Raw genomic sequence first — 22104 nt, 5'->3', positions numbered from 1 at the left:
TCCGGCGGGCCCCGCACCCCGGTCGGGGCCCGGAATCACTGGCCCTCGAAGTCCTCGGCCGCGATCCGCAGGGGCCGCAGCAGCGCGAAGATCTCCGAGCACTCCTCGGCGTCGTACACCCCGAGGCCGAAGTCCATCGACATCAGGTCGCGCGTCGCGTCGTCGACGACCTTGCGGCCCTTCTCGGTGATGGAGGCCAGCGTCCCGCGGCCGTCGTTCGGATTGGGCCGCTTGTCGACCAGGCCCGACTTCACCAGGCGGTCCACGGTGTTGGTCACCGAGGTCGGATGCACCATCAGGCGCTCGCCGATCTTCGACATGGGCAGCTCGCCGGCCTTGCTGAAGGTGAGGAGCACCAGCGCCTCGTACCGGGCGAAGGTCAGACCGTACGGCTTGACGACCGCGTCGACGTTCGCGAGCAGGATCTGGTGGGCGCGCATGATCGAAGTGATCGCCGCCATGGACGGCACCGACCCCCATCGCTGCTTCCAGAGTTCGTCGGCCCGGGCGATGGGATCGAAGGGCAGGCTGAGCGGCTTCGGCACGCTTCGACCTTAGCGGCCGGTCACACTGCGGTCAGCCCCGTCTCACGCTGCGGATTCACGTGAGCAGCAAAGGAGACATGCCCGGCATGTCCGCTGGGTAGATGCGCGGCGACGCAACGTTTCTCGGGCCAGGCCGGAGGGCCGGCCCCAAGGGAGGTGCCGTCGGGTGCCGATCCACATCCGCTTCGCGGCCGGTGACCCGCTGCGCTGCCGGTTCGCCGTCTCCCCCCTCTGGGAGGTGCGGGAAGCCGTCCGTATGCTCGGGCGCCCGCTGCGCCCCGGCCGCCATCTGCCGTGGCTGCGACGCATGGCGACCGCCGCGGCCGGGCTGGATCTGCGGGCACTGCGGCTGCTGATGCCCGGGCACGGCCCCGCCCCGGCCTTCCTGTGCCCTCCGCCCGGCGGGCCGTTCTCCGTGATCGACGACGAGCTGGCCCAGGTCCGGAGCACGCCTCCGGACCGGGCGTACGAGGATCTGGCCCGCTCGCTTGCCGCGACCCCGGGCGCCGCCGACGCCGCGCTGGGCCGCGCCCTGCTGGAGGACCCCGGTCGTACGGTCCGGGAGCTGGCGGATCTGCTGGAGCTTGCCTGGCGGGCCCTGGTCTCCCCGGACTGGCCCTGGCTGCGGGGCCTGCTGGAGGCGGACATCGCCTTCCACTCCCTGCACCTGGCGGACGGCGGTCCCGAGCGCCTCGTCGGCGAGCTGCACCCGCGGCTCTCCTGGTCGCGGGGGACGCTCACGGTCCGTGACGAGCCCGAGGACCGCCCGGGCGTCGAGGAGTCGCGGATCACGGGCGGGGAGGGGCTGGTTCTCGTACCCAGCATCTTCGTCGGGCCGGACGGGGTGCGCGGATTCGCCCCGGAGCGCGCGCCCGGCACCACGCGCCCGGAGGCGGCGACGGTGGTGTACCCGGCGCGCGGCACAGGCGGGCTCTGGACCGAACCGGGCGGCGGCCCGCCCCAGGCTCTGGCCGCTCTCCTCGGCCGCGGCCGAGCGACCGTCCTGGCCGCGCTCGCCGAGCCCGCGACGACGACCGCACTCGCCCAGCGCCTGGGGCTCGCCCCGTCCTCGGTGTCGGCGCATCTCTCGACGCTGCGCGGGGCGGGCCTGCTGACGTCCTACCGCTTCGGCCACCAAGTCCTCTACGAGCGCACGCCGCTGGGGATCGCGCTGGCGGAGGCGGCCTGAACCCGGGGGCACGGAACGGCCCGCGTCAGTCCGCGGGCCGCTCCGACAGGTGTCGCTCCACCGTCTCGACCTTGGAGACCAGCCCGTCCGTGACGCCCGGCCTGATGTCGGCCTTGAGGACGAGCGAGACCCGGCCGCCGGCGCTCGCCTCGACCGCCGCGACGGCGCGCTTCACGACGTCCATCACCTCGTCCCACTCACCTTCCACCGAGGTGAACATCGCGTCCGTACGGTTCGGCAGCCCGGACTCGCGGACCACGCGCACGGCGTCGGCGACATACGCGCCCACGTCCTCGCCGACGCCCAGCGGCGTGACCGAGAAGGCGACGATCATGCGTTGACGACGCCTTCCTGACGGGCGCGGGCGGCGATCACGCTCGCCTCGGCCTCACGGCGCAGCTTCCGGTCGGCGAAGAAACCGCCGGTGGGCAGGACGGAGAGGACGAAGTAGAGGGCGGCGGTACCGAAGCTCCACTTGGTGCGGTTCCAGGCGTCGAGCCAGAAGATCACGTACAGGATGAACAGCACGCCGTGGATCGCGCCCATGACGGGCACCGCGTTGAACTCGGTGGTCCGCTTCAGGACCGAGCAGACCAGCAGCAGCAGGAAGGACACGGCCTCCGGGGCGGAGACCAGGCGCAGTCGGCGGAGGGCGGAAGCCGTCTTGATGTCCACGGGCAATTCCTCTTCGAGTTTGCGAACGGACGCACAAGCGAATCCATTGTGACAGCCCCTCCGCGGGCACCCTCCGCCCGGGTACCGTCAGCGCGTGGCTCAGTTTCGGATGAACGGCAGCAAAGTGCTCGCCGTCGACATGGCCGGCGACGCGGTGAAGGCCAAGAACGGCTCGATGATCGCGTACGACGGCGACATGGCGTTCAAGAAGTTGTCCGGCGGCGGTGACGGGCTCCGCGGCATGGTCACCCGCCGGCTCACCGGCGAACAGCTCACGGTGATGGAGGTGAAGGGCCGCGGCACCTGCTTCTTCGCCGATCGCGCGAGCGAGATCAACCTGGTGAGCCTGAACGGCGAGACGCTGTACGTCGAGGCCAGCAATCTGCTGTGCACGGACGGCGGTCTGCGCACCGGGACCAGCTTCACCGGACTGCGCGGCGCCTCCCAGGGCAACGGGCTGTTCACCACGACCGTCGAGGGCACCGGCCAGGCGGCGATCATGTCGGACGGCCCGGCCGTCGTCCTCCGGGTCTCCGCGCAGTACCCGCTCCAGGTCGACCCCGGGGCGTACATCGCGCACACCGGCAATCTGCGCCAGCACTTCCAGTCGGGTGTGAACTTCCGCACGTTCATCGGCGAGGGTTCGGGCGAGTCCTTCCAGATCCGCTTCGAGGGCGAGGGGCTGGTCTACGTGCAGCCCAGCGAGCGCAACACGGTCGGGGGCGAGGTCTGATGCCGTTCCGGGAGATCAACTCCAGGATGGTCGAGGCGCGGATCGTGCCCGGCCGGCGGATGTTCAGCCAGCGCGGCGCCATGCTCGCGTACAAGGGCGAGGTGACCTTCACCCCCAACATGCAGGGCGGGCAGGGCGGTCTGACCTCGATGATCGGCCGGCGGGTCGCGGGCGAGGCGACCCCGCTGATGACGGTGGAGGGCAGTGGCACCGTGATGTTCGGCCACGGCGGCCACCACATCCAGGTCATCGACCTCTCCGGCGACACCCTCTACGTGGAGGCCGACCGGCTTCTGGCCTTCGACGGCACCCTGGAGCAGGGCACGATGTTCATGGGCTCACAAGGGGGCGTGATGGGCATGGTGCGCGGACAGGTCACCGGCCAGGGGCTGTTCACCACCACGCTCAAGGGCCACGGCTCGGTCGCCGTGATGGCCCACGGCGGGGTCATCGAGCTGCCGGTCACCCCGCAGCGGCCGGTCCACGTCGACCCGCAGGCGTACGTCGCGCACCACGGCGACGTCCGCAACAAGCTGTCCACCGCGCTCGGCTGGCGCGACATGGTGGGGCGCGGATCCGGCGAGGCCTTCCAGCTCGAACTGTCCGGAAACGGCGCCGTGTTCGTCCAGGCCTCGGAGGAGAAGCTGTGACCGGTCCCGCCGTGTACGACCCGCACACGCTGCCGGTCGACGACAACGTCAACGCGTACACCTTCTGCGTCGCCCTCAAGGGCCAGTGGTTCCTGCAGAAGGGGAAGATGATCGCCTACTACGGGCGGATCGACTTCAACGGCATCGGCCACGGCGCCCTCGACGGCCTGATCGCGGCCAACTTCCACTCCCCGCTGCACGCCCAGGACTGGGTGGTGGCCGAGGGCCAGGGCAAGATGCTGCTCGCCGACCGGGCCTTCGACGTCAACTCCTACGACCTCGAGGACGGCAACCTCACCATCCGCTCCGGCAATCTGCTGGCCTTCCAGCCCGGGTTGTCCCTGAAGCAGTCGATCATCCCGGGGTTCCTCACCCTCATCGGCACGGGGAAGTTCGTGGCCGCGTCCAACGGGCCGGTCGAGTTCGTCGAGCCGCCGGTCCGCGTCGACCCGCAGGCGCTGGTGGGCTGGGCCGACTGCCCCTCGCCCTGCCATCACTACGACCACCACTACATGCGGGGCGTGCTGGGCAGCCTGCGGGCGCTGACGGGGGTCGGTGGGGCTTCGGGCGAGGAGCACCAGTTCGAGTTCGTCGGCGCCGGGCAGGTCCTGCTGCAGTCCACCGAGGTGCTGATGGCCGAGCAGGACACCGGGGTCGTGCCGCACCAGGCCGGGGTGCCCGGCGGAGGACAGGGCGGTCACACCGGTCAGCCCGGGTCACAGCAACTCCCTCAACTCCCCGGATCCCTGGGGGGCCTCCAGCGCCGTTTCGGGCTGTGAGCGGTAGTCTGCGGAGTGTAACGTCGAACGCGTGCACCCACGCGTGCGTCTCGGGGGGACGGACGGCGTTGCCTGACCAGCCAATAGTCCGTATTTCAACTTTTGTAGGTAGAATCACTCTATGGAGACCGAGACGGATGTCCGCTGGCTCACCGACCAGGAGCAGCGGGCCTGGCGTACCCACCTTGATGTCAACAAGCTACTCATGCACCAGCTCGAGAAGGATCTTCAGCCGTTCGGCCTGACGAACAACGACTACGAGATCCTGGTGAACCTGTCCGAGTCCGAGGAGCTGCGGATGCGGATGAGCGACCTCGCCGCCGCCACGCTCCAGTCCAAGAGCCGCCTCTCCCATCAGATCACGCGGATGGAGAACGCGGGTCTGGTCCGCCGTGAGCACTGCGAATCGGACCGCCGGGGCCTGTACGCGGTCCTCACCGACCTGGGCTCCGAGACCATGCGGAAGGTCGCGCCGCACCATGTCGAGTCGGTTCGCCGGCACTTCATCGACCTGCTGCCGGCCGAGGAACTCGAGGCGCTGCGCACCTCGCTGACCCCGGTCGCCGAGCATCTGCGTACCCAGCGCGGCCGCGCCTAGGCGCGCCGTTCTTCGCGTACACACCGTCGCAGGCACAGTGCCACGCAGACGCCGGGACCGCTGACGTACGAGCGGCCCCGACGCACCCGGCCGGCTCCGTTCCTACGAGCCCGGCCGGCCGCCGGCGCGGAGTCCTTCCTCCGAACCCGCCGAACCCGCAGCCCCCGTCGCACCCGTCGCATCTGCCGGGCCCGGCTTCGCCGCCTCCCGCGTCCCCGTCGCACGCAGCGCCGTCGCGCCCGTTCCCCGGGTCGCGCCCGCCGGAGACGCCACCGGGAGGCGCAGCGCGAACGCCGCCCCGCCCGTGCGCGCCTCGCCCACCGTCAGCGTCCCCCCGTGCCGTTCGGCCACGTCACGGGCGATGGCCAGGCCCAGACCGGCGCCTCCGTCGTCGCGACTGCGCGCGTCGTCCAGGCGCACGAACCGCTCGAAGATCCGCTCCCGTTCGGCCTGAGGCACACCCGCCCCGTCGTCGGCCACCTCCAGGATCGCGCAGCCGCCCTCCGACCGCAGCGTGACGCGCACCTCGCCGGCGGCGTGCCGCTGCGCGTTGTCGACGAGATTGCCCAGCACACGCGCCAACTGGCCGCGCGAACCCGCCACCTCCACCGGCCGCGCGCCGAGCTCGGCGGCCACCGGGAACCGGTCGCAGTGCCGCTGGGCCAGCTCCTTCCGCACCATCGCGGCCAGTTCGACCCTGCTGCCCGCCTTGGGCCCCTCCCCCGCGTCGAGGCGGGCCAGGAGCAGCAGGTCGGCGGCGAGCTGCTGCAGCCGTACGGTGTCCGCGACCGCGCCGCCCACATCGAGCAACTCCGGGTGCGCGACGCCCACTTCGAGCTGGGTGCGCAGGCTCGCGATGGGGCTGCGCAGCTCGTGCGAGGCGTCGGCGACGAAGCGCCGCTGCCGTTCCACCGCGGCCTCCAGCGCCGCCAGCGTCTCGTTGGTCGTACGGGCCAGGCGCGCGATCTCGTCGCGTGCCTGCGGCTCGGGCACCCGCCGGGACAGGTCCGTGGAGGCGGTGATCGCCGCCATCTCGCCGCGGATGCCCTCCACGGGGCGCAGGGCCCGCCGGGTGACGAGCCAGGTCACACCCGCGACGACCACCAGCAGGAGGGGCAGGCCGATGAGCATGGCGTTGCGTACGACGCCGACGATCTCCCGCTCGGGGGCGAGCGGCGCACCGGCGCGGACGGTCACGGTCGTGCGGTCGGGCGAGGTCGCCTCGACGGAGGCGAAGCGGTAGTCGCTCGTCCTCCCCTCCACCGTGGCGGTGCCGCTGCTGATGTGCGCGTCGTCCGAGATCTTCCGGGGCTCGGGGTCGCTGTCTTCGCTGTCCTCGAGGTCCTCGGTGGCATCGCCGGGGTCGTCGCGGTCGTCCGCCTCCTGGTCCTCGCGGTCGTCCCGGTCGTCCGCCGGGGTCCGCGCGCGGTTCTCGTTCCCACCCGGGGGCGCGGGGCGGGCTTTCTGGCCGTTGACGGCGCCGAGCCCCTCGCTCACCGCGAGCGGCCGCCCGCGTTCGTCGAGGACCTCGACCACGCTCTCGTCGGCGTCGGGGAGGTCGAGCTTGTCGTACGTGGTGCCCGAGGCGAGCTTCCCCGCGACCTCCCGGGCCTTCACCTCCGCCCGCAGGCTGACCTGCCCGTCGAGATTGCCCTGCAGCACCATCAGGACGGCGATGCCCGCGGCGACCAGCGCCAGCGCGACCACCGCGGTGGCGCCGAGCGCCGCGCGGGAGCGTACGGTTCCGAAGACCCTACGCACGGTCGGCCACCAGCCGGTATCCGGCGCCGCGCACGGTGCCGATCGTCTGCGCGCCCAGCTTGCGCCGCAGCGCGCTGATGTAGACCTCGACGATGTTGGGGTCCCCGTCGTAGGCGAAGTCCCAGACGTGTTCGAGGATCTCGGACTTGGAGACCACTTCGCCCGCGCGCAGGGCGAGATGCTCCAGTACGGAGAACTCCTTGGCGGTCAGCGCGACTTCGGTGTCCTCGCGGGTCACGCGCCGGGCCGCGGTGTCCACGCTCAGCTCGCCGATCGTGAGAACCGGGGAGGCCGTACGGGCGCGGCGGCGCAGCAGGGCCCGCACCCGGGCGAGGAGCACCACGTAGCTGAACGGCTTGGTCAGATAGTCGTCCGCGCCGGTGTCCAGGCCCTCGGCCTCGTCGTACTCGCCGTCCTTCGCCGTGAGCATCAGGACCGGCACCTCGCTGCCGGCGGCGCGCAGCGCCGCGCACACCCGGTAGCCGTTCATCCCCGGCAGCATGATGTCGAGGACGATCAGGTCGTACTCGCCCTCGCTCGCGCGATGCAGCCCCTCCGTGCCGTCGTGCACCACATCGACGGCGAAGCCCTCCGCCTCGAGCCCGCGGGCCAGCGACAGGGCGAGCCGCTTCTCGTCCTCGACTATCAGCAAACGCATGACGCCCAGAGTCGCAGACCGTTCCTGAAGAAACCTTCAGACGTCTTCAGCCTGGCTTCAGCCTCGGTTCGGCACGGTGGTTCCCATCGCAAGCAACCGCGATTCACCCGATAGGGGAGGAACCTCATGAAGCGCAACATCGTGATCGCCACCGTCACCGCCGCCGCACTCGTCACGGGTGGTACGGCCAGCGCCCTCGCGGTCTCGGGCGACGGCGGCGCGACGGCTGCGCAGCAGCAGTCCGCCGCGAGCCTGCAGGTCGCCGACGACGACCGGGACGACCGCGGTGACGACCGGGACGACGACCGGAACGACCGGGACGACCGCGACGACCGGCGGGACGACGCCGACGACGCCAGGGACGACCGCGACGACAACGGCCAGGACGACAACGGCCGCGACGACGCCCGTGAGATCGAGGCCGCCAAGAGCGCCAGGACGGACGCCGCCGAGGCCGTCGACGCCGCGCTGAAGGCCGTCCCCGGCACGGTCACCTCGGTCGACCTGGAGGACGACGGCCCGGCCTACGCCTGGGACCTCGAGGTCCAGGGCCAGGACGGCAAGGAGCACGACGTCCGCGTCGACCTGAAGACCGGCAAGGTCACCCAGGGACCGGCGGAGGCGGACGACCGGGACGACCGTGACGGTGACGACGACCGTGCCGACGACCGGGACGACCGCGACGACCGGAACGGTGACGACGACGCCGACGACCGGAACGAGCGCGAGGACCGGGACGACGACCGCGGCCAGGACGACTGACCGTCCACGGCGCACGTCCCCCGCGCGCACGAACGGGCCCGGCGCCGCGAAGGAGCGGCCCCGGGCCCGTCGTCGTACGCCTGCGTCCGTCCGCCCGCCCGGCCTCCGGGCGGGCGGTCAGCCGCCGTTCGTCACACCCTCGATCAACTCGTCCGCGGCGGTGTACGGGTCGAGCTCGCCCGCCACGATCCGCTCGGCGAGCGCGCCGAGACGGCGGTCCCCGTGCAGGTCGCCGATCCGCTCCCGCAGCGCGGTCATGGCGATGGCCTCGACCTCGCCGGCCGCCCGCCGGGCGCGTCGCTCGGCGAGTGTCCCCCGCTCCTCCATCCAGGCGCGGTGCTTCTCCAGCGCCTCGACGACCTCGTCGATGCCCTCGCCCCGCGAGGCGACGGTCTTGACGATCGGGGGGCGCCAGTCGCCCGGGGTCCGGGACTCGCCGAGGCCCAGCATGTGGTTGAGCTCCCGGGCGGTCGCGTCGGCGCCGTCCCGGTCGGCCTTGTTCACCACGTACACGTCGCCGATCTCCAGGATCCCGGCCTTCGCCGCCTGGATCCCGTCCCCCATCCCGGGGGCCAGCAGCACCACGCTGGTGTCGGCCTGCGAGGCGATCTCGACCTCCGACTGGCCGACCCCGACCGTCTCGACGAGCACCACGTCGCACCCGGCGGCGTCCAGCACGCGGATCGCCTGGGGCGCGGACCAGGCGAGGCCGCCGAGGTGTCCGCGGGTGGCCATCGAGCGGATGTAGACGCCGGGGTCGGAGGAGTGGTCGCTCATCCGCACCCGGTCGCCGAGCAGCGCCCCGCCGGAGAACGGCGAGGACGGGTCGACGGCCAGGACGCCGACCCGCTTGCCGATCTTCCGGTACGCGGACACCAGCGCCGAGGTCGACGTCGACTTGCCGACGCCGGGCGAACCGGTGAGCCCGACGACGTAGGCACCGCCGGAGAGCGGGGCCAGGGCCGCCATCACCTCGCGGAGCTGCGGCGACGCCCCCTCCACCAGTGAGATCAGCCGGGCCACGGCACGCGGCCGCCCCTGCCTCGCCTGCTCCACCAGGGTGGGGACATCAGCCATGAATGCTCCGCTCCTCGCGCTGTCTTCGCGCTGTTCCTACCGGTCGCCCGCGGCCGGGCCCGGCTCACTTCCCGTTCTTGGGCACCCGGACGATCAGGGCGTCGCCCTGACCGCCGCCACCGCACAGCGCGGCCGCGCCCGTGCCGCCGCCCCGCCGCTTCAGCTCCAGCGCCAGGTGCAGCACGATCCGGGCGCCGGACATGCCGATCGGGTGGCCGAGCGCGATGGCACCGCCGTTGACGTTCACCTTCTCGGGGGAAACGCCCAGGTCCTTCATTGACTGGACGGCGACGGCGGCGAACGCCTCGTTGATCTCGATCAGATCGAGGTCCTCCACGCCCAGGCCGTCCTTGCCCAGCGCCTGCCGGATGGCGTTCGACGGCTGGGACTGCAGGGAGTTGTCGGGGCCCGCCACATTGCCGTGGGCGCCGATCTCGGCGATCCACTCCAGGCCCAGCTCCTCGGCCTTGGCCTTGCTCATCACCACGACGGCGGCGGCACCGTCGGAGATCTGCGAGGACGAGCCGGCGGTGATGGTCCCGTCCTTGGCGAAGGCCGGGCGCAGCTTGGCCAGCGACTCGACGGTGGTCTCGGCGCGGATGCCCTCGTCCTTGGCGAAGATCACCGGGTCGCCCTTGCGCTGCGGGATCTCGACCGGGGTGATCTCGGCCTCGAAGAGCCCGTTCTTCTGGGCGGCCGCGGCGCGCTGGTGGGAGTGCGCGGCGATCTCGTCCTGCGGCTCGCGGGCGATGCCGAGGCGGGTGTTGTGCTTCTCGGTGGACTCGCCCATCGCGACGTTCTCGAAGGAGTCGGTCAGGCCGTCGTGGGCCATGGCGTCGAGCATCTCCACCGCGCCGTACTTGTAGCCCTCGCGGGACTTCGGCAGCAGGTGGGGTGCGTTGGTCATGGACTCCTGGCCGCCGGCGACGACCACGTCGAACTCACCCGCGCGGATGAGCTGGTCGGCCAGCGCGATGGCGTCGAGCCCGGACAGGCACACCTTGTTGATCGTCAGGGCCGGCACGTTCATCGGGATGCCGGCCTTCACGGCCGCCTGGCGGGCCGGGATCTGGCCTGCACCCGCCTGGAGCACCTGGCCCATGATCACGTACTGCACCTGGTCGCCGCCGATGCCGGCCCGGTCCAGCGCGGCCTTGATGGCGACACCGCCGAGGTCGGCCCCGGAAAAGGTCTTCAGGGATCCGAGCAGGCGCCCCATGGGCGTACGGGCTCCTGCAACGATCACGGAGGTGGTGCCGGTCGAACCAGTCATGGAGCGGCCCCTTCGGGGAGAAGGATGTGAACGAGGGTTTACTTTCAATGTACTGAGCGGTACAGCCCCGGGTCATCGGCCGGACGGTGTGATGGCGCGCACGTTGCGTAACGAGCTGTGAGAAGGGTGCACTGGACTCATGCTGACGCGTATCGATCACATCGGGATCGCCTGTTTCGACCTCGACACGACCGTCGAGTTCTACCGTGCCACGTACGGATTCGAGGTGTTCCACACCGAGGTCAACGAGGAGCAGGGCGTCCGGGAGGCCATGCTCAAGATCAACGAGACCTCGGACGGCGGGGCCTCCTACCTCCAGCTCCTGGAGCCCACCCGCGAGGACTCCGCGGTCGGCAAGTGGCTGGCCAAGAACGGCGAGGGCGTGCACCACATCGCCTTCGGCACCGCCGACGTGGACGGTGACGCCGCGGACATCCGCGAGAAGGGCGTGCGCGTGCTCTACGACGAACCGCGCACCGGTTCCATGGGTTCGCGCATCACTTTTCTGCATCCCAAGGACTGCCACGGCGTGCTCACCGAACTGGTCACAGCAGCTCCCCCAGCAGGTGACGAGCACTGACCTCATCGAGCCCCGGCCGGTAGAGTGGCCGCTCGGCCGGGGTACGGGTTGGGGGCTGTGACCCATGCCTCGCCGATGATCTGACACCATTCTCCGATAGGCACGTATCCAGACACGTACCGGAGAAGGGCAACAGTGCAGATCGGAGACCGGGCCGGCGCCTGGACGGGCAGGGATGGTGCCGGTGACGCGACCAGGGGACGGATGGGACCGCGCAGTGCGGGGCTACGACCGCTACGAGGCTGACGACCACCTCTCGAAGTTCGAAGCCGAGATGGAGCGGCTCCGGACCGAGCGCGAGAAGGCGGTCCAGCACGCCGACGACCTCGGCTACCAGGTCGAGGTGTTGCGCGCCAAGCTGCACGAGGCGCGCCGCAATCTCGCGTCCCGCCCCGCCTACGACGCCTCCGGACTCGGCTACCAGGCCGAGCAGCTCCTGCGGAACGCCCAGATCCAGGCCGACCAGCTCCGCACCGACGCCGAGCGCGAGCTGCGCGAGGCCCGTGCCCAGACCCAGCGCGTACTCCAGGAGCAGGCCGAGCGCCAGGCCCGCCTCGAAGCCGATCTGCACGCCGAGGCCGTCACCCGCCGCCAGCGCCTGGACGAGGAACTGGCCGAGCGCCGGGCCACCGTCGAGTCGCACGTCAACGACAACGTCGCCTGGGCCGAGCAGCTCCGCGCCCGCACCGAGGCGCAGGCCCGTCGGCTCATGGAGGAGACCCGGGCCGAGACCGAGCAGTCGCTGGCCGCCGCCCGGGCCGAGGCCCAGCGCCTGGCCGAGCAGGCCCGCGAGCGCCTCCACGCCGACAGCGAGACCGCGCGCGCCGAAGCCGAAGCGATCCTGCGCCGTGCCCGTACGGACGCCGAGCGGCTGCTCAACGCCGCCTCCACGCAGGCGCAGGAGGCCACGGACCACGCCGAGCAGCTCCGTACGTCCACGGTCACCGAGTCCGACAGCGCCCGCCGCCAGGCCGGCGAGCTGACCCGCGGCGCCGAGGAGCGCATGAAGGAGGCCGAGGACGCGCTGCGCGAGGCGCGTGCCGAGGCCGACCGGCTGCGCGAGGAGGCCGAGGCGGCCGCGGCGAAGCGGCTGAGCAACGCCGAGTCGGAGAACGAGCAGCGGACCCGTACCGCCAAGGGCGAGATCGCCCGGATGGTCGCCGAGGCCGTCAAGGAGGCCGAGGCCACCAAGGCGGAGGCCGAGCAGATCCGCGCCGACGCCCGCGCCGAGGCCGAGCGCATGGTCTCCGAGGCCCAGGAGTCCGCCCACTCCCGGGCCGCCGAGGACTCCGCCGCCGCGCTCGCCAAGGCCGCCCGCAGCGCCGAGGAGGTTCTCGACAGGGCGTCGGACGACGCGAAGTCGACCACCAAGGCCGCCCGCGAGGAGGCCGACCGGATCCGCCGCGAGGCCGAGGCCGAGGCCGACCGGCTGCGGAACGAGGCGCAGGACTCCGCCGAGCAGCTCAAGGGCGCGGCCAAGGACGACACCAAGGAGTACCGCGCCAAGACCGTCGAGCTGCAGGACGAGGCGCGGAGGCTGCGCGGCGAGGCCGAGGAGTTGCGCGCACAGGCGGTCGCCGAGGGCGAGCGGCTGCGCGGCGAGGCCCGGCGCGAGGCGGTCCAGCAGATCGAGGAGGCCGCCAGCAAGGCGGAGGAGCTGCTGTCCAAGTCCAAGGCGGACGCCGAGGAGATGCGCGGCTCCGCCTCGGCCGAGAGCGAGCGCGTCCGCACCGAGGCCATCGAGCGCGCCTCCACCCTGCGCCGCCAGGCCGACGAGGCGCTGGAGCGGGCCCGTACCGAGGCCGAGGAGCTGCGGGCCGAGGCCACCGAGCAGACCCGGCAGCTCTCGCAGGCCGCGGCCGACGAGGCCCAGCAGCTCCGCGAGGAGGCCGAACAGGCCGCCCGCGACCGGCGCGCGGAGGCCGAGGACGAGCTGTCCCGGCTCCGCTCCGAGGCCGAGACCCGGGTCACGGCCGCCGAGGAGGCGCTGCGCGAGGCCCGTACGGAGGCCGAACGGCTGCGCCGGGAGGCGGCCGAGGAGACCGAGCGGCTGCGGAGCGAGTCCGCCGAACGGCTGCGCTCCCTGCAGCAGCAGGCCGAGGACGAGGCCGAGCGGCTGCGCAACGAGGCTGCGGGCGACGCGTCCAACACCCGAGCCGAGGCGGAGTCCGCCGCCGTACGGCTGCGCAGCGAGGCGGCCGCGGAGGCCGAGGAGCTGCGGGCGCAGGCCCAGGAGACCGCCGATCGCGTACGGGCGGAGGCCGCGACCGCCGCCGAGCGCACCGGCACCGAGGCCGCCGAGGCGCTGGCCGCCGCCCAGGAGGAGGCGTCCCGCCGCCGCCGGGAGGCGGAGACGCTGCTCGGCGACGCCCGCGAGGAGGCGCACCAGGAGCGGACGCAGGCACGCGAGCAGAGCGACGAGCTGCTGGCCACGGCCCGCCAGCGGGTCGAGGAGGCGCAGACCGAGGCGCAGCGCCTGGTCGAGGAGGCCGAGCGCCGCTCGGCCGAACTGGTCGCCGCCGCCGAGCAGACGGCACAGCAGGTGCGCGACTCGGTGGCCGGGCTGCACGAGCAGGCCGAGGAGGAGATCGCCGGTCTGCGGTCGGCCGCCGAGCACGCCGCGGGGCGCACCCGTACGGAGGCGCAGGAGGAGGCCGACCGGGTCCGCGCCGACGCGTACGCCGAGCGGGAGCGTGCCTCGGAGGACGCGACCCGGCTCCGGCGCGAGGCGCAGGACGAGACCGAGGCCGCCAAGTCGCTGGCGGAGCGGACCGTTTCGGAAGCGATCGACGAGGCGGACCGGCTGGTCGCCGCCGCGCGCGAGGACGCGGGGCGCAAGCGCGGCGAGGCCGCGGAGCAGGCGGACCGGCTCATGTCCGAGGCCACGTCGGAGTCGCAGCGGCTGCGCACCGAAGCCGCCGACGCGCTGGGCACCGCCGAGCGGGAGGCCGCGCGCCTGCGCGAGGAGGCCCGCGCCGAGGCCAACCAGCGCCGCTCCGCCGCCGCCGACCAGTCCGACCGTCTCGTGGCCGAGGCCCGGGCGGAGTCCGAGCGGCTGCACAACGAGGCGACGGCGAAGGCCGACGAGGCGCGCGAGGCGGCGGCCAAGCGTCTGAGCTCGGCGGCCGAGCAGGCGGACCAACTCGTGGCCAAGGCCCAGGAGGAGGCCGTCCGAGCGGCGACCACCGCCGAGGAGCAGGCCGACGCGATGGTCGGCGCGGCCCGCAAGGAGGCCGACCGCATCGTCGAGGACGCGACCAACGAGGGCAACGGGCTGGTGGAGCAGGCCCGTACGGACGCCAACACACTGCTCGGCGAGGCACGCCGGGACGCCACCGCGATCCGCGAGCGCGCCGAGGAGCTGCGCGCCCGTGTCGACACCGAGGTCGAGGAACTCCACGAGCGGGCCCGCCGCGAGACCTCCGAGACGATGAAGTCCGCGGGCGAGCGGGTGGACAAGCTCGTCAAGGCGGCGAGCGAGCAGCTCACCGAGGCCGAGGAGAAGTCCAAGTCGCTGGTCTCGGAGGCGAACAGCGAGGCCAGCAAGGTGCGGATCGCCGCCGTGCGCAAGGCCGAGGGCCTGCTCAAGGAGGCCGAGCAGAAGAAGGCCGAGGCGCAGCGGGAGGCGGAGCGCATCCGGGCCGAGGCGGCCGAGGACGCCAAGCGCACGGTCGACGAGGGCAAGCACGAGCTGGAGGTCCTCGTCCGGCGCCGTGAGGACATCAACGCCGAGATCTCCCGTGTCCAGGACGTCCTGGAGGCGTTGGAGTCCTTCGAGACGCCAGGTGCCGGGAAACCGGGCGCCAACGGCAGCTCGACCGCGAGCGGTGTCAAGGCAGCGGCAGGAGCAGGTGCAACCCGAACGAGTGGCAAGCAATCAGAGGGCTAAGCCACCCAAAAGAGGGTTCATTCTCCAGATCAAACCCGCATTGACTCGATGACACGCCGCTCGCGCCCCTAGGATTCCCTCTATCACCTCACCGGTCTCTTTCGACAGGAACCCCATGAGCGACACTTCCTCCCCCTTCGGCTTCGAGCTCGTGCGGCGTGGCTACGACCGCGGGCAGGTGGACGACCGCATCACCAAGCTCGTCGCCGACCGTGACAGTGCACTTGCTCGAATCACCTCTCTGGAGAAGCGCATCGAGGAGCTCCACCTCGAAACGCAGAACGCGCAGGCCCAGGTCAACGACGCCGAGCCCTCGTACGCCGGCCTCGGTGCCCGCGTCGAGAAGATCCTCCGGCTCGCCGAGGAGGAGGCGAAGGATCTGCGCGAGGAGGCCCGCCGGGCCGCCGAGCAGCACCGCGAGCTGGCCGAGGGCGCCGCGCAGCAGGTCCGCAACGACGCGGAGTCGTACGCCTCCGAGCGCAAGGCGAAGGCCGAGGACGAGGGCGCCCGTATCGTCGAGAAGGCGAAGGGCGACGCCTCCGCCCTGCGCGCGGACGCGCAGAAGGACGCGCAGTCCAAGCGCGAGGAGGCGGACACCCTCTTCGAGGAGACGCGTGCCAAGGCCGCGCAGGCCGCCGCCGACTTCGAGACGAACCTCGCCAAGCGCCGTGAGCAGTCCGAGCGCGACCTGGCCTCCCGTCAGGCCAAGGCCGAGAAGCGCCTGGCGGAGATCGAGCACCGCGCCGAGCAGCTCCGCCTGGAGGCCGAGAAGCTGCGTACGGACGCGGAGCGCCGTGCCCGTCAGACGGTCGAGACCGCCCAGCGTCAGTCGGAGGACATCGTCGCCGACGCCAACGCCAAGGCCGACCGGATCCGCAGCGAGTCCGAGCGTGAGCTGGCCGCGCTCACCAACCGCCGCGACAGCATCAACGCGCAGCTCACCAACGTCCGCGAGATGCTCGCCACGCTGACCGGTGCCGCGGTCGCAGCGGCCGGCACGCAGGACGAGGAGCAGGCCACCCGCGGCGTGCCCGCCCAGCAGACGCGCTGACCCTCCTCCGCAGGGGAGCAGCCCGCACCAACCGCGTGCCCCGTGCCACCCCGAGGTGGCGCGGGGCCGCGGTTCTTCTGTTGCGAAGTCCCGCACGGGCTCGGTCAGTCCGCCCTCTGCCCCGGCCGGATGCCCTCGCATGGCAGGCTGCCGCGTCCCATGCCTAGCGTGAGGGAATGATCGAGCTCGAGGGGCTGACCAAGCGCTACGGCGACAAGCTCGCCGTCGACCGGTTGACGTTCACGGTCCGGCCGGGCACCGTCACCGGCTTCCTGGGCCCCAACGGGGCGGGCAAGTCCACGACCATGCGCATGGTCCTGGGCCTGGACCGTCCGACCGCGGGGGACGTCCGCATCGAAGGCCGCCACTACGCGGCGCTCCGCGATCCGCTGACCTCCATCGGCGCCCTGCTGGAGGCCAAGGCGGTGCACGGCGGGCGCAGCGCGTACAACCATCTGCTGTGCCTGGCCCAGAGCAACGGCATCCCGCGCAGCAGGGTCCCTGAGGTGCTGGACGTCGTCGGACTGACCTCGGTCGCGAGGAAGCGCGCCAAGGGCTTCTCCATGGGCATGGGCCAGCGGCTCGGTATCGCGGCGGCCCTGCTCGGCGACCCGCGGATCCTGATGTTCGACGAGCCGGTGAACGGCCTGGACCCCGAAGGCATCCACTGGATCCGCCATGTGATGAAGCGTCTGGCGGCCGAGGGCCGCACCGTCTTCGTCTCCAGCCATCTGATGAGCGAGATGGCGCTGACCGCCGACCACCTGGTCGTCATCGGTCAGGGCAGGCTGCTGGCGGACACCTCGATGCGCGAGTTCATCGCGCAGAACTCCCGGTCGTACGTACGGGTGCGCGCGCCCGAGCAGGAGAAGCTGCGCGATGTGCTGGGCGGCGCCGGGATCACCTCGGTCGTCCCGGCGCAGGACGGCTCGCTGGAGGTGGAGGACGGGGACGCGGCGCGGATCGGGGATCTGGCCGCGGAGCACCGGCTGGTGCTGCACGAGCTGAGCCCGCAGCAGGCGTCGCTGGAGGAGGCGTTCATGCAGCTGACGGCCGGGGCGGTGGAGTACCACGCGCACAACGACGGCACGGAGAGCGCGGCCGTGTCGCTGGAGAAGCCGGTCGCACCGGGAGCAGCGGCGGGGGCCGCGCCGCGGGAGCCCGCGGCGCCCGCGTGGGGCGCCGACTGGCGCACTCAGGCCGGCCCCAAGCACCGAAAGGGGCACTGACCCATGGCGGCGACGAATGTCCTCCGGTCGGAGTGGACGAAGATCAGGTCCGTGACGTCGACGATCTGGACGCTGAGCCTGGCCTTCATCGTCTCGCTCGCGCTCGGCGCGCTCATCAGTATCGTCACCCGCAACACCTTCGACGACCTGTCGTCGCGGGACCAGTTCTCCTTCGACGCCACGTTCACGAGCTTCGCGGGCATGGGCCTCGGCCAGCTCGCGATGATCGTGTTCGGGGTGCTGGTGGTCTCCAGCGAGTACAGCACCGGCATGATCCGCACCTCGCTCGCCGCCGTACCGCAGCGCGGCACCTTCCTCTTCGGCAAGATCGCCGTGGCCTCCGCGCTGGCGTTCCTCATCGGGTTCGTGACGAGCTTCGGGGCCTTCTTCCTCGGCCAGGCGCTGCTGGGCGACCACAGCGTCTCGATCGACGAACCCGGTGTGCTGCGTGCGGTCTTCGGCGCCGGGATCTACATGGGCCTGATCGCGATGTTCTCGATGGGCGTCGCGGCGATGCTGCGCAGCCCGATGCTGTCGCTCGGCATCCTGATGCCTTTCTTCTTCATCATCTCCAACGTCCTGGGCAACGTGGACGCCACCCGCAAGGTCGGCCAGTACCTTCCTGACCAGGCGGGCAGCCGCGTGATGCAGGTGATCACCCCGCCGGACGACACCGCGCCGTACGGGCCGTGGGGCGGGCTGGGCATCATGATCCTCTGGGTGGCCGCGGCGATGCTGGGCGGCTACGCGGTCCTCAGGAACCGGGACGCCTGACCTGCGCCTGCCCGTACGGCGCGGGCTCCTCCGCGCAGCGTCCCGGTCGGGGCGCGCTGGTGCCGCTCCCCCGTTCCGGGTAGACCTGGTGGGGAACGCCGTCCCGCCCGGGGAGAGACAGCCGTGACGGACCGCAGCACCGAGGCGCACAGCCATGGTCCGGAGACTCCGGACCGCGGCCCGGAGACGTCGGGCCACAGCCTGGTGACACCGGACCACAGCCTGGAGGCGCTGGGCCTCGCCGACGTACCGGCCCTGCAGCCCCTCACCTATCCCGGCCGCCCCGCGCCCGGGCCCGGTCTCCTCACCGACGAGGCGCTGCTGCCGCTGGCCGTCCGGCCGGGCCGCCTGGGCACCTGGCCCGTCGGAGGACGCACGGACGGCGGCTCCGGGCCCGCTCCCTCGCTGGACGACGTGCTCACCGCTCTGGGCCGGGCGGCCACCGGACGGCGCCACCCGGTGGCCGCGGTGGGTTCCAACGCCTCGCCCGGTCAGATCCGGTACAAGCTGACGCGGCTCGGGCTGCCGGTCGCGGTACCGATGGTGCCGGTCCGGTTCCACGGGATCGGCGTCGCCGCCTCCGCCCACATCAGCCGGCCCGGCTTCGTGGCCGCGACGCCGTACCCCGCACCGGATGCCGTGGTGACGCTCGTGGTGAGCTGGCTGGAGAGGGACCAGATGGAGGCGCTGGACGGCACCGAGAACCTCAACTACCGGCGGGTGCTGCTGCCGGGAGACGGGTTCGCGATGACCATGCCGTCCGGTGAGCGGCTGCCCGGCGCGTACGTCTACGCGAGCGAGCGCGGGCTGCTCGCGGGCCCCGGCGGGGCGCCCCGACCGGGCGGAGGCGACCAGCGCGCGCTGCTGTCCGCGCTGCTCTCCGCCTCGCTCCGGCTGCGCCAAGTGTTCGGCCCCGGCCCGGAGTCGTGGGTCGCGCGGGCCGGATCCGACGCGGCGCTCCGTGCGTTCGGCGCACGCGTCTTCGCCGAGGAGGGCTGGGTGCTGCCGCCGCCGGATTTCCCGCCGTACGACGGCGACCGGGCCGGACCGCTGCTCCACGACGACCTGCCTCCCCCGACAGGCGGCTCCAGCACATCCCGGTGAGCCGGTCCACACAGGATTGCGCCGACTTGAAATGAACCGTCAACCCTGCGATAGCGTCCTAACGCTTACGGGGGCCCGAGCTGTGCCCCGACGAACCTGTCGAGGGGCGGAGAATGATCGAGGCAGTCGGCCTGACGAAGCGCTACGGCGCCAAGACGGCCGTGTACAACCTGTCGTTCCAGGTGCGGCCCGGTACGGTCACCGGATTCCTGGGGCCGAACGGCTCCGGCAAGTCCACCACCATGCGCATGATCCTCGGGCTGGACCAGCCCACGGGCGGGCATGTGACCATCGGCGGTCACCCGTACCGCAAGGTGCCCAACGCCCCGCGCCAGGTCGGCGCCCTGCTCGACGCGAAGGCCGTGCACGGCGGCCGCAGCGCGCGCAACCACCTGCTGTGCCTCGCCCAGCTCTCCGGCATTCCGGCCAAGCGGGTCGACGAGGTGCTCGGCGTCGTCGGTCTGCAGGATGTCGCGAAGAAGCGGTCCAAGGGCTTCTCGCTCGGCATGGGCCAGCGCCTGGGCATCGCGGCGGCCCTGCTGGGCGACCCGCAGGTTCTGCTCTTCGACGAGCCCGTCAACGGCCTCGACCCCGAGGGCATCCTCTGGGTTCGCAACCTCATGAAGCGCCTGGCGTCCGAGGGCCGTACGGTCTTCGTCTCCAGCCACCTGATGAGCGAAATGGCCCTGACCGCCGAGCACTTGATCGTGATCGGCCGCGGCCAGCTGCTGGCCGACATGAGCGTCAAGGAGTTCATCTCCGCCAACTCCGCCGACTTCGCGCGGGTCCGCACCCCCGAGGGCGACCGGACGCAGGCCGAGAAGCTGCAGTCGACGCTGAAGGAGGCAGGCGGCCAGGTGCAGCCGGAGCCGGACGGCGCGCTGCGCGTCACCGGCCTGCCGCTGCCGCGCATCAGCGACCTCGCGCACGGCGCGGACGTACGGCTGTGGGAACTCTCCCCGCACCAGGCGTCGCTGGAAGAGGCGTACATGCAGCTGACGCAGGGCGCCGTGGACTACCGCTCCACCGACGACCACCGGGCCGGGCTGCAGGGCCCGCCCGCGGGCGGCTTCGCGCAGGGCGTGCCCGGCGCCGTCCCCGGCGGCCCGGTGCCGCCCGGTGGCTTCGCCCCGCCGCAGCAGGGCGGCTGGGGCCAGGGCGCTCCCGCCGGACAGGGCTGGGGACAGCCCGCTCCGGGCCAGGTCCCCGGGGCCGGAGCGCCGCAGCCCGGCGGTGCCAACCCGTACGCGCAGCCCCCGGCCGGCCCGCCCGCCGGTGCGCCGAACCCGTACGGCGCGCCGCAGGCCGCGTGGCAGCCGCCGCAGCCGCACGGCGCCGCCGCTCCGCAGGCCCCCGCCGTCCCCGACCCGACGACGCGCAACAGCGAGGACGCCCGATGACGACCCCGTACCAGCAGCACGGCGCGGCTCCCCTGCCGCCGCAGGCGCCCCCGCAGAACCCGGCATCCGCCGCGCCGCCGCACGCGCCGGACCCGCAGCGGGCACACGGCGGACACGGCATGAGCGGACAGGGCATGAGCGGTCAGCAGGGCATGAGCGGTCAGGGACAGGGCGGACACGGCGCCGGCTACCACTCGCCGATCCCGGTCCGCCGCACCAACCTCGGCCATGCACTCACCTCGGAGTGGACCAAGATCCGTACGGTCCGCTCCACGATGTGGACGCTCGGCATCATGTTCATGCTCGTCGTCGGCGTCGGCCTGCTCACCGCCCTCGGCCTCAGCGGCTCCGAGGCTTCGACGCCCGTGCTGGCCGGCGGCTTCTTCGGGCTGATGCTCGGTCAGATCTGCATCATCACGCTCGGCGTGCTGGTGATCACCTCCGAGTACGGCACCGGCATGATCCGTACGACGCTGACCGCCTGCCCCTCGCGTGGCCGGGTGCTCGCCGCGAAGTCGATCGTCTTCTTCGTCGTGTCGTTCGTGATGACGACCGTGGCCACCGGCCTGACGGCGCTCATCAACGACGCGATGCTGGGCGGCCGTCCGCCGTCGGAGTTCGCCAGCATCCCCAAGGAGTCCCTGGAGGCGGGCAAGGTCGTCGCCTCCAGCAGCGAGTGGCTCGGCGCGACGGTGGGCGCCGGACTCTACGTGGCGATCCTCGGCCTGCTGTCCCTGGCCGTGGGCTCGATGCTCCGACACTCCGCGGGCGCGATCACCGCGATGCTCGGCGTCGTACTGCTGCCCCTGCTGCTCGCGCTGTTCATGGCGACCGAGAGCCTTCAGGACGTCCGCGAGTTCCTCATCGAGTACTCGCCGCTGAACGGACTGGCCTCGCTCTACCGCATGCCGATGGACGGCGGCAGCGGCACCGGCTGGGACCTGCTGTGGATCCTGGCGGGCGTGACCGCCGCCGCGCTCGTCGCCGCCTTCGCCCTGCTGGAGAAGCGCGACGTGTGACGAGGTACCCGGTCAGTACCGGGGAGCGTTACGGGACCGCTGCACCCGCGTGGTGCGGCGGTCCCTCGCGTTCCAGCACGCACGGTGCCAGTGGCGGCGGTCGTCGACGGTGCCGTCCTGCGCCCAGGCGACGACATGCGGTGACCCGGGCGGGATCTCCTGGTCGCACCCGGGGCAGCGGTAGGGCTTCGTCGCGGCGCTGCCGCTGATCTGCCGTACGACCCACGACTCGCCCTGCCAGCTCTCCGTCCGCTCCAGTCCGTAGCGGTCACCGGAGCCGCGCGGGGGCGGGGTCTTCCCTGCGCCGGGCGGGCGGTTGCGACGCGGAGACACGCGGCACCTCGCGATCATCGGGGGA

General features: G+C 72.3%; 22 protein-coding genes. 14 read left to right on the top strand and 8 right to left on the bottom strand.

Annotated elements, in window-relative coordinates; all coding sequences use genetic code 11:
- Nucleotides 1-35 precede the first annotated feature (35 nt).
- Nucleotides 36-545, bottom strand: coding sequence for a MarR family transcriptional regulator (locus tag ABZ822_RS03910; protein ID WP_360846411.1), 510 nt, complete (start codon nt 543-545; stop codon nt 36-38).
- Nucleotides 546-711: 166 nt separating this feature from the next.
- On the opposite strand from ABZ822_RS03910, the gene ABZ822_RS03905 reads away from it, so the two are divergent.
- Nucleotides 712-1734 carry a winged helix-turn-helix domain-containing protein gene (locus ABZ822_RS03905; RefSeq protein WP_360846409.1) on the top strand — a complete coding sequence of 341 codons (1023 nt, stop codon included), beginning with the start codon at nt 712-714 and terminating at the stop codon, nt 1732-1734.
- 25 nt (nt 1735-1759) lie between these two features.
- Here the strand turns inward: ABZ822_RS03905 and ABZ822_RS03900 are convergent, their stop codons facing one another.
- Together ABZ822_RS03900 and ABZ822_RS03895 are read right to left on the bottom strand one after the other, a co-directional pair.
- Nucleotides 1760-2068, bottom strand: a complete 309-nt coding sequence (locus ABZ822_RS03900; RefSeq protein ID WP_360846407.1) for an MTH1187 family thiamine-binding protein — start codon at nt 2066-2068, stop codon at nt 1760-1762.
- Nucleotides 2065-2409: a DUF3817 domain-containing protein gene (locus ABZ822_RS03895; RefSeq protein ID WP_360846405.1), complete on the bottom strand. Its 345-nt coding sequence runs from the start codon at nt 2407-2409 to the stop codon at nt 2065-2067. The genes ABZ822_RS03900 and ABZ822_RS03895 overlap by 4 nt, the downstream gene beginning before the upstream one ends.
- Nucleotides 2410-2518: 109 nt before the next feature.
- Between ABZ822_RS03895 and ABZ822_RS03890 the strand changes: the two genes are divergently transcribed.
- The 4 genes from ABZ822_RS03890 (at nt 2519) to ABZ822_RS03875 (ending at nt 5169) form a co-directional block, all read left to right on the top strand.
- A complete protein-coding gene (locus ABZ822_RS03890; RefSeq protein ID WP_360847033.1) occupies nt 2519-3142 on the top strand; it encodes an AIM24 family protein in 624 nt (207 codons plus the stop codon).
- Nucleotides 3142-3792 (top strand): AIM24 family protein, encoded by a 651-nt coding sequence (locus ABZ822_RS03885; protein ID WP_360846403.1) that lies wholly within the window; start codon nt 3142-3144, stop codon nt 3790-3792. The genes ABZ822_RS03890 and ABZ822_RS03885 overlap by 1 nt, the downstream gene beginning before the upstream one ends.
- Nucleotides 3789-4571, top strand: a complete 783-nt coding sequence (locus ABZ822_RS03880) for an AIM24 family protein (protein WP_360846401.1) — start codon at nt 3789-3791, stop codon at nt 4569-4571. Before ABZ822_RS03885 ends, ABZ822_RS03880 begins: the two co-directional genes overlap by 4 nt.
- A 121-nt stretch (nt 4572-4692) precedes the next feature.
- Nucleotides 4693-5169 carry a MarR family transcriptional regulator gene (locus ABZ822_RS03875; protein ID WP_360846399.1) on the top strand — a complete coding sequence of 159 codons (477 nt, stop codon included), beginning with the start codon at nt 4693-4695 and terminating at the stop codon, nt 5167-5169.
- 102 nt (nt 5170-5271) lie between these two features.
- On the opposite strand, the gene ABZ822_RS03870 is transcribed toward ABZ822_RS03875, so the two are convergent.
- Nucleotides 5272-6930: a HAMP domain-containing sensor histidine kinase gene (locus tag ABZ822_RS03870; RefSeq protein WP_360846397.1), complete on the bottom strand. Its 1659-nt coding sequence runs from the start codon at nt 6928-6930 to the stop codon at nt 5272-5274.
- The gene (locus ABZ822_RS03865; RefSeq protein ID WP_360846395.1) at nt 6923-7588 is read right to left on the bottom strand and encodes a response regulator transcription factor; all 666 of its coding nucleotides are present in this window, start codon (nt 7586-7588) and stop codon (nt 6923-6925) included. The genes ABZ822_RS03870 and ABZ822_RS03865 overlap by 8 nt, the downstream gene beginning before the upstream one ends.
- A gap of 126 nt (nt 7589-7714) precedes the next feature.
- Here ABZ822_RS03865 and ABZ822_RS03860 point away from each other — a divergent pair, with 126 nt between their 5' ends.
- Complete coding sequence (locus ABZ822_RS03860) at nt 7715-8350, top strand: PepSY domain-containing protein (RefSeq protein WP_360846393.1); 636 nt, start codon at nt 7715-7717, stop codon at nt 8348-8350.
- Nucleotides 8351-8467: 117 nt separating this feature from the next.
- Here ABZ822_RS03860 and meaB read toward each other — a convergent pair whose 3' ends face one another.
- Both meaB and ABZ822_RS03850 read right to left on the bottom strand, forming a co-directional pair.
- Entirely contained in the window at nt 8468-9427 is a 960-nt protein-coding gene (gene meaB, locus ABZ822_RS03855) for a methylmalonyl Co-A mutase-associated GTPase MeaB (protein WP_360846391.1), read from the bottom strand.
- A 64-nt stretch (nt 9428-9491) separates the two neighbouring features.
- Entirely contained in the window at nt 9492-10700 is a 1209-nt protein-coding gene (locus ABZ822_RS03850; RefSeq protein WP_360846390.1) for an acetyl-CoA C-acetyltransferase, read from the bottom strand.
- 139 nt (nt 10701-10839) lie between these two features.
- On the opposite strand from ABZ822_RS03850, the gene mce reads away from it, so the two are divergent.
- From mce to ABZ822_RS03810, 8 genes are all read left to right on the top strand, one after another.
- Complete coding sequence (gene mce / locus ABZ822_RS03845) at nt 10840-11280, top strand: methylmalonyl-CoA epimerase (RefSeq protein WP_360846389.1); 441 nt, start codon at nt 10840-10842, stop codon at nt 11278-11280.
- Between the two features lie 217 nt (nt 11281-11497).
- Nucleotides 11498-15169, top strand: coding sequence for a polarized growth protein Scy (gene scy / locus ABZ822_RS03840; RefSeq protein WP_360847030.1), 3672 nt, complete (start codon nt 11498-11500; stop codon nt 15167-15169).
- A gap of 115 nt (nt 15170-15284) precedes the next feature.
- Nucleotides 15285-16220, top strand: coding sequence for a cellulose-binding protein (locus ABZ822_RS03835; RefSeq protein WP_360846388.1), 936 nt, complete (start codon nt 15285-15287; stop codon nt 16218-16220).
- A 176-nt stretch (nt 16221-16396) separates the two neighbouring features.
- On the top strand, nt 16397-17449 hold the full coding sequence (locus ABZ822_RS03830; RefSeq protein ID WP_360846387.1) for an ATP-binding cassette domain-containing protein: 1053 nt from the start codon (nt 16397-16399) through the stop codon (nt 17447-17449).
- 3 nt (nt 17450-17452) lie between these two features.
- Complete coding sequence (locus tag ABZ822_RS03825) at nt 17453-18223, top strand: ABC transporter permease (protein ID WP_360846386.1); 771 nt, start codon at nt 17453-17455, stop codon at nt 18221-18223.
- Between the two features lie 123 nt (nt 18224-18346).
- Nucleotides 18347-19327 (top strand): hypothetical protein, encoded by a 981-nt coding sequence (locus tag ABZ822_RS03820; RefSeq protein ID WP_360846384.1) that lies wholly within the window; start codon nt 18347-18349, stop codon nt 19325-19327.
- 113 nt (nt 19328-19440) lie between these two features.
- Entirely contained in the window at nt 19441-20727 is a 1287-nt protein-coding gene (locus ABZ822_RS03815) for an ABC transporter ATP-binding protein (protein WP_360846382.1), read from the top strand.
- Nucleotides 20724-21746, top strand: a complete 1023-nt coding sequence (locus ABZ822_RS03810; protein WP_360846380.1) for an ABC transporter permease — start codon at nt 20724-20726, stop codon at nt 21744-21746. The genes ABZ822_RS03815 and ABZ822_RS03810 overlap by 4 nt, the downstream gene beginning before the upstream one ends.
- Before the next feature lie 12 nt (nt 21747-21758).
- Here ABZ822_RS03810 and ABZ822_RS03805 read toward each other — a convergent pair whose 3' ends face one another.
- Nucleotides 21759-22079, bottom strand: a complete 321-nt coding sequence (locus tag ABZ822_RS03805) for an ATP/GTP-binding protein (protein ID WP_360846379.1) — start codon at nt 22077-22079, stop codon at nt 21759-21761.
- Nucleotides 22080-22104: the final 25 nt, after the last annotated feature.

This window comes from Streptomyces sp. NPDC047108 (genome assembly GCF_040643575.1).
GTDB lineage: Bacteria > Actinomycetota > Actinomycetes > Streptomycetales > Streptomycetaceae > Streptomyces.
Note: the sequence above shows the minus strand (reverse complement) of the source record. Positions and strands in the feature narration are given on the sequence as shown.